The sequence below is a fragment of the Paratractidigestivibacter sp. genome (assembly GCF_052362415.1).
Taxonomy (GTDB): domain Bacteria; phylum Actinomycetota; class Coriobacteriia; order Coriobacteriales; family Atopobiaceae; genus Paratractidigestivibacter.
Genome location: NZ_DAWEMK010000010.1, coordinates 30,548 through 37,590, shown reverse-complemented (window position 1 = coordinate 37,590; position 7,043 = coordinate 30,548). Strand labels below are relative to the sequence as shown.

Annotated in this window: 6 protein-coding genes; 1 reads left to right on the top strand and 5 read right to left on the bottom strand. The window is 62.2% G+C overall.

Annotated elements, in window-relative coordinates; all coding sequences use genetic code 11:
- Together ACT84W_RS02170 and ACT84W_RS02165 are read right to left on the bottom strand one after the other, a co-directional pair.
- On the bottom strand, nucleotides 1–2,919 hold a 2,919-nt coding region (locus ACT84W_RS02170; RefSeq protein WP_444328049.1), incomplete at its 3' end, for a helicase C-terminal domain-containing protein.
- A 48-nt stretch (nucleotides 2,920–2,967) separates the two neighbouring features.
- Entirely contained in the window at nucleotides 2,968–3,948 is a 981-nt protein-coding gene (locus ACT84W_RS02165) for a D-alanine--D-alanine ligase family protein (protein ID WP_444328048.1), read from the bottom strand.
- Between the two features lie 115 nt (nucleotides 3,949–4,063).
- Here ACT84W_RS02165 and rlmN point away from each other — a divergent pair, with 115 nt between their 5' ends.
- The gene (rlmN, locus tag ACT84W_RS02160; RefSeq protein ID WP_432290623.1) at nucleotides 4,064–5,125 is read left to right on the top strand and encodes a 23S rRNA (adenine(2503)-C(2))-methyltransferase RlmN; all 1,062 of its coding nucleotides are present in this window, start codon (nucleotides 4,064–4,066) and stop codon (nucleotides 5,123–5,125) included.
- 87 nt (nucleotides 5,126–5,212) lie between these two features.
- On the opposite strand, the gene ACT84W_RS02155 is transcribed toward rlmN, so the two are convergent.
- The 3 genes from ACT84W_RS02155 to ACT84W_RS02145 form a co-directional block, all read right to left on the bottom strand.
- A complete protein-coding gene (locus ACT84W_RS02155; RefSeq protein ID WP_444328047.1) occupies nucleotides 5,213–5,455 on the bottom strand; it encodes a hypothetical protein in 243 nt (80 codons plus the stop codon).
- Nucleotides 5,452–6,318 (bottom strand): ParB/RepB/Spo0J family partition protein, encoded by an 867-nt coding sequence (locus tag ACT84W_RS02150; protein WP_444328046.1) that lies wholly within the window; start codon nucleotides 6,316–6,318, stop codon nucleotides 5,452–5,454. Before ACT84W_RS02150 ends, ACT84W_RS02155 begins: the two co-directional genes overlap by 4 nt.
- Nucleotides 6,311–7,043 (bottom strand): ParA family protein (locus tag ACT84W_RS02145; protein WP_444328045.1); only part of this gene is annotated, 733 nt, incomplete at its 5' end. The genes ACT84W_RS02150 and ACT84W_RS02145, both read right to left, overlap by 8 nt.

The window sequence follows — 7,043 nt, the reverse complement described above, 5'->3', positions numbered from 1 at the left end:
GCCCACGCCGGCGCGCTCGATCGACTGCACGTTCTTGCTGGGCAAAGACTGGATTAACTGCCGCCCGTCGCGCTTGGTCACCCGGCGCGAGTCCGCGTGGACGAGCACGCCGGTGTCGGTCGAGGTGCGGATCAGGCGGCCCGCCGCCTGCTTGACCGAGATCACGGCCTCCGGCAGCGAATGCTTCCACCAGGCGCGCTGGTCGCGGGCCTCGCGCTCGCGGACGAGCGGGTCGTTGGGGCTCGAGAAGGGCAGCTTGGGGATCACGACGCAGCGCAGCGTCTCGCCCGCGGCGTCGAATCCCTCCCAGAACGACTTGAGCGCGAGCAGCGAGAGGTCCTTCTCGGCGATGAAGCGGTCGCGCAGCCTGCGGGCGGACGCGCCGCGGCCCTGCTGCTCGAGGTCGAGCCCCTCCCGAGCCAGGCGCGGCGCCAGCTCGGCATGGACGCGCTCCATGTCGCGCCGGTTTGTGAAGAGCGTGAGGACGCCGCCGCCCATCGACGTGTGCACGTCGTACAGAAGCTCGACGAGCGCGTCGATGTAGCCGCGCTCGTTCGGCGCCGGCATGTCCTTGGCCACGATCACGCTCATGTTGCGATCGAAGTCGAAGCTCGAGTCGAGCCGCAGGTCAGAGTGCTCGCCCGCGCCGGGCCGGTCGAGGCCCACGCCGGCGTCGAAGTGCTCGAAGCTGTCTCCTACGGCGATGGTCGCGGAGGTGAAGACGACGGTGTCCATCTCGGGCAGCCAGTGCTCGGCGAGGTCGGCGCCCACATCGAGCTTCTCGGCGCAGAGCTTCTCCATGTTCATGCGCTTGCGCGAGCGGCACACCTGCGCCGAGTACACGTAGGACGGGTCGGGCTCGACACAGATCAGCTTCACGCCGGCAAGAAGCTCGGCGAGGAACCTCGTGGACTCGCCCAGGTCCGTCGCGAGTCGGGCGTCCGACTCGCGCAGGGCGGCGCCGGCCTCCTTGAGCTGCTTGATCGCCTCCGCCAGCACATCGGCCGCGCGCTCGCCGGCCGCGGCGACCTCGCCCCAGGCGTCGCCGCCGCGCACGGCGTCGTCCACCCACAGAGTCGACACGTCATAGCCGCTCTCGCCGCCGCGGGCAAGGCCAGCGAGCCCGTGCACCGCCTCAAAGAGGTCCGCGCTCGCCACCTGAGCCCGCGCCACCGTCGCCGCGGCCTTGGTCAGGAGCCCGCACACGAGCGTCGAGTTCTCGAGTCGCGACGCCTGCGCGAGCAGCGTGCGCAGGACGCCCATCTTTGTCCCGCCCAAAAGCTCGAACGCGATGCGCGCCTCCTCGCCGGAGACCTCGACCGCCCATTGGCGGCGCGCCTCGGACTCGAAGGCGTGGGCCTCGTCCACGACCCAGTGGCGAATGGGCGGCAGGATGTTGCCGTCCGCCTCGACGTCGCGCAGGAGCAGCGAGTGGTTCGTGACCACGACGTCGCCGCACGCGGCGCGGCGACGGGCGCCGTGCAGCAGGCACAGATTCGGGTAGTAGGGGCATCGTGCACGAAGGCACTCGCTCGAGGTCGTGGTGAGCATCGAGCGCGGCACGTAGCGCCAACGGATGCCGAGCGCGTCCAGGTCGCCGTCGGGCGACTGACAGGCATACGCGTAGCACACCGCGAGCGCGGTCAGCATATCGGAGCCCACCGCGTTGTCCGAGCGCCCGTCCCTCTTTCCCGCGGCGATGGGCAGGTCCTCGCGGGCCGCGCGGTCCATCCGGTGCAGGCAGGGGTAGTGGTCGTAGCCCTTCAGGCTGTGGAACTCGAGGCCGCCGGAAAGCGCCGCCGCGAGCGCGGGCAACTCATGGCTGACGAGCTGGTCGGTGAGCGCGTTCGTCTTTGTGGCGACGCCCACCGTCACGTTGTTGCGCTGGGCGAACAGCGCCATGGGCAGGAGGTACGCCAATGACTTGCCGACGCCTGTGCCCGCCTCTATGGAGCGATGGGTCGACGTCGCCAGGGCACGGGCGACCTCACGCGCCATCTCCTCCTGCTCGGGGCGGCGCTCCAGGCGCTCGTACATGCGCCCCGCCACGCCGCTTTCCCCGAGCTCGCGCGTGACCTCCTCGCAGCTCGGGGCCACACAGGGACCGTCGAGTTCCTGGGCGTCCTGGCGCACATGGCCCTCCTGCGACGCCACGAGCCGCGCTCTGACGGCGGGCAGCGAGAAGCGCACGCCCTCGTCCGCGAGCGCAAGGCCCGACAGCACGGGTCTGAACGCCCAGTCGACCTCCTTGTGCATGCCCGCGAGGAAGCCCAGAAGGCCTGCCGGCAGGTCTGTGAGCGCGCAGAGGATGATCCGCCACATGCCGCACAGGGCGTCGACGTCGTCGGTCGAGTTGTGCGTGACCGCCGCGCAGCCGAACGCCGAGGCCATGTCCGCCAGACGGTGAGACCTCAGGCGCGGAAGCGCGATGCGCGAGAGCGCGAGGGTGTCGATCCAGATGTCGGACACTCCTGCGCCGCCCGGCACCGCCTCTACGAAGGTGCGGTCGAAGGTCGCGTTGTGCGCGAGCACGGGCTGTCCGCCAACGAACTCGGCGAGCGCGGCGACCGCATCGCGCGGGCTCGGCGCGCCGGCGACGTCGATCTGCGAGATGCCCGTGAGCTTCTGGATCTCGGGCGGGATGGGTCGGCCCGGGTCCACGAAGGTCTCGAACCGCTCGACCACCTCGCGCCCGCGCAGGCGGGCGGCGCTTATCTCGATGAGCTCACAGTCCTTGAACGAGAGGCCCGTGGTCTCGGTGTCGAGCACCACGACGTCGTCCTCCAAAAGCCCGAACTGCGCGGTCTTCGCCCGCTCGGCCAGGGTCCGGTACGCGTCCGCCACCTGCTCGGGGGTTCCCGGCAGAATGAGGTCATCGAGGCTCGGCTGCGCGGCCACGTGGTTTTTGTCCTGGGACATGGTCTTCCTTATCTTGTTCGCCGCCCGCGCCGCGAGCCGGCCGTCGCTTTATTCCCCGTCCGCCTGCAAAGAAGTGCTCTTCTGCACCGCGAGCTCGACGAACTTGGCGCACAGCTCCCCGAACTCGATGCCGCCGTGGCGCGCGGAGTCGGGAAGCAGGCTCGCGGGCGTCATTCCGGGGATGGTGTTGGTCTCGAGGATCACTGGCTCGCCCATCGCCGTCACGATGAAGTCGCTGCGGGAGCAGCCGGCGCAGCCGAGGGCCTTGTGGGCCTTCTCCGCCGCGCTCTGGGCCTTCGCATAGACCGCCGGGGCCAGGCGGGCGGGGATGACGTGGTGGAGCTCGGCAGGCTCGTACTTGACCTTCGCGTCGTAGAACTCGGCGCCTGTGACCACCTCTACGATGGGCAGGGCATGGGGGTCGTCGTTGCCGATAACAGGCACCGTGATCTCGGTGCCCTCGACGCACTCCTCCACGAGCACGCGCTCACCCGTGGCGCCGGCGAGGTCGACGGCGCCCTGAAGCTGGGACTTCTCGGTCACACGCGTGATGCCGAAGCTGCTGCCGTTGCCGGAGGGCTTCACAAAGAGGGGCAGCCCGAGCTCGTCTACCAGCGCGTCCTTCTGTTCCTGGGTGAGCTTCGTCGCGGGCGCGAGGTCGACGCCGCGCGGAACGCGCAGGCCGGCCTTCTCGAAGAGGACCTTGGCGGCCTCTTTCTGGGTCGCCACGGCGGAGGCGTAGACTCCTGAGAACGCGTAGGGGATGTGCATGACCTCGAGCATCCCCTGGATGCAGCCGTCCTCGCCGTAGCGGCCGTGGAGAGCGGGGAACGCAACGTCATAGCCCCCGCGGGCCAGTTTTTCGGCGAACGCGGGCTCGGCGATGTCGAGCAGATCGACCTTCTGGAAGCCGTATCCCTCGAGTGCCTTCTTGCACTCGGTGCCCGAGGTGATGCTCACCTCGCGCTCGTCCGACCACCCTCCGCAGAGCACTACGACCTTGAGGCTCTTGAGTTCTTCTGTGTTCATGCTGCTCCTTAGCCGTGCGCGCCGCCCCAGCTGCTAGACTCGACTGGCATTGTGGCTTATTTCCTGTTGAGAGGATACTCCACCGCAGGACAAAACTCTAAAGACAGGAGTATATATGGCGCTTAGCAGCAACGATAAGAACAGCAACCAGGTCCGCGACCTCAAGTCCATGACCAAAGGCGAGCTCATGGCACTCATGGAGTCCCTGGGGCAGCCCGCTTTCCGCGTGAAGCAGGTTGAGGACTGGATCTGGACGAAGAACGCCAAATCCTTCGACGATATGACCAACCTGCCCAAATCCCTGCGTGCACAGCTCTCTGAGTCCCTCGCGCTCGGCGGGGTCGAGGAGGTTGCCCGCCAAGTCTCCGACGACGGCAGCAGGAAGTACCTGCTCCGCCTCCCCGACGGCGTCACGGTCGAGTGCGTCGGCATGCCCTCTGGAAAGAAGCTCGCCGTCTGCGTGAGCACGCAGGCCGGCTGTGCCATGGGCTGCGCGTTCTGCGCCACCGGCGGCGCGGGCTTCACGCGCTCGCTCACCGCTTCCGAGATTTATGACCAGGTCATGCACGTCCGGGACGACTTCAACACCCGTGTCACGAGCGTCGTCTTCATGGGCCAGGGCGAGCCCTTCATGAACTACGACAACACGCTCGCCGCGCTGCGAAAGCTGAACGACCCCGAGGGCGCGGGCATCGGTGCGCGTCACCTCACCGTATCCACCTGTGGCGTCATCCCGATGATCCGAAAGTTCTCGCGCGAGCCAGAGCAGTTCACGCTCGCTGTCTCACTTCACTCCGCCGTGCAGAAGACCCGCAACCTCCTCATGCCCGGCGTGAAGAAGTACTCCCTGCTCAACCTCTACACCGTAATGGGAGAGTACGTCGACCGCACCGGCCGGCGCCCGACCTACGAGTATGCCCTCATCGGAGGCGTCAACGACACGCGTGACGAGATGGCCGCCCTCTGCGACTTCTGCAAGGACACGCTCGCGCACGTGAACATCATCCAGTTGAACGATGTCCCCGGCTCCAAGCTCAAGCCTTCCACCGAGAAACGCGCCGAGGACTTCGTGAACGCGCTCGCCCATGTCGGTGTGGAGGCCACTATCAGGAATTCCCGTGGTTCCGATATCGACGCCGCTTGTGGCCAGCTCAAGCAGCGCATTGAATCCGAGTAATTTCTGCAGATTACATCAATTTCAAAACAAACGACCCGGAACTGATTGTCCGGGTCGTTTGTTTTTGGCTAATTTAAAACATATGTTCTAGTATCCAAGTCTTTCCCATTGCGCTTTGGTAACTTGCACATTAGGAAGAACCGAAGGGTCTTCCACGACCTGCCCCGTCATTGAATCAATGACCTCAGATACCCTTGCATAACCTTCATTTATCGAGTGCGCGAGATTATTGATTTCTGCTTTTGCGTCATCCGAGAGAAGACGATCGTAAAAGTAATATCCAGCACCAGCAACAATGAGTGAAGTAATTACGAACGTCTTCACTTTCATTGCTCATCGCCATCCATGCCTGACAGCAGATTTACCAAGTGCGCGAGTTGGTCCTCGTCAGAAAACTCAATCTCAAGCTTGTTCTTGCCTCGGACGTTCTTTACCTTAACGTTCGTATCCAAAGCAAGACGCAATGTCCTCGCGGCACGCTTGAAAGACTGTGGAAGAGGCTCGCGCTTTCTTGTCTTCGGCTCATCATTGACAGAAAAGAGCGGGGCGAGATTTTCTGTCTGACGGACCGACAGTTTCTCATCAACAACTTTCTGGGCAAGTTTGATCCTTCCCTCAGGAGAAGGAACGGCGAGTATGGCCCTAGCATGACCAGCAGTGATCAGCCCATCCTCAACGAATTGTTGAACCTCTTCAGGAAGGTCAAGGAGCCTCAACGTGTTCGTCACAGCGGAGCGAGATTTCGAGACAAGTTTGGCGACTTCGTCTTGGGTGAGAGAGCGCTCCTTGATGAGCTGCTTATAGCCACGGGCCTCTTCGAGCGGGCTGAGGTCAGACCGCTGGAGGTTCTCGATCAGTGCAAGCTTGAAGACCTCTGCATCAGAGATCTCCTTGATGATCACCGGCACCTCTTCAAGGCCCGCAAGCTTCGCCGCCTGATACCTTCGCTCTCCAGCTACTATCTCGTACTTAGTGCCCTTCTTCCTAACGAGGAGCGGCTGAAGTATTCCGTTCTGCTTGATTGAATCGGATAGCTCAGTGAGTTCAGCTTCCTTGAACAGCTTACGAGGCTGATCCTTGTTAGGAATTATCTTTGAAATGGGGAGAGTGGAATCCGGCTCAAGCGCGGCAGTCTCCGCCTCGGCAGTCCCCATCAAGGAGCCAAGACCTTTCCCTAATGCCTTCTTAGCCACGCCTTGTCACCTCTTTTGCAAGATGTCCATATGCAAGGGCACCCTTACTGACTCTCGCATAAAGACTAATCGGTTTACCGTACGAAGGAGCTTCTGCAATCTTCACATTACGAGGTATCACAGTCTTGAATACCTTATTGCCAAAATACTTACGCACCTCATCCTCAACTTGCTTCGAGAGGGAAGTACGGGTATCGAACATTGTCAGGACAACACCAAAGATCTCCAGTTCAGGATTAATGTTCTTCTGGACCATCCTCATGGATTCAAGCAGCTTTGTAACTCCCTCAAGTGCGTAGTACTCACACTGAATCGGAATCAAAAGAGAATCGGCTGCACATAGAGCATTAATAGTTAGAAGGCCCAATGAAGGAGGACAATCGATGATCACATAATCAAATTCATCTTTGACTGGAGCAAGCGCTTTCTTCAAGCATCCCTCACGAGCCATTTTAGAGACAAGCTCGATTTCTGCGCCTGCTAACTGGATAGTTGCAGGCGCAACAAAGACGCTATTACACTCAGTATCTTGAATTATGTCTTCCATTGGGAAATCGTGAAGCACGGAATCGTAGATATCGTGCTCAAGATCCTCTTTTTCGATTCCAAAACCTGACGTGGAGTTACCCTGAGGGTCGAAATCGATAATTAGGACCTTTTTCTTCAGCTCAGAAAGGCTTGCCGACAGATTAATTACGGTCGTTGATTTTCCAACACCGCCTTTT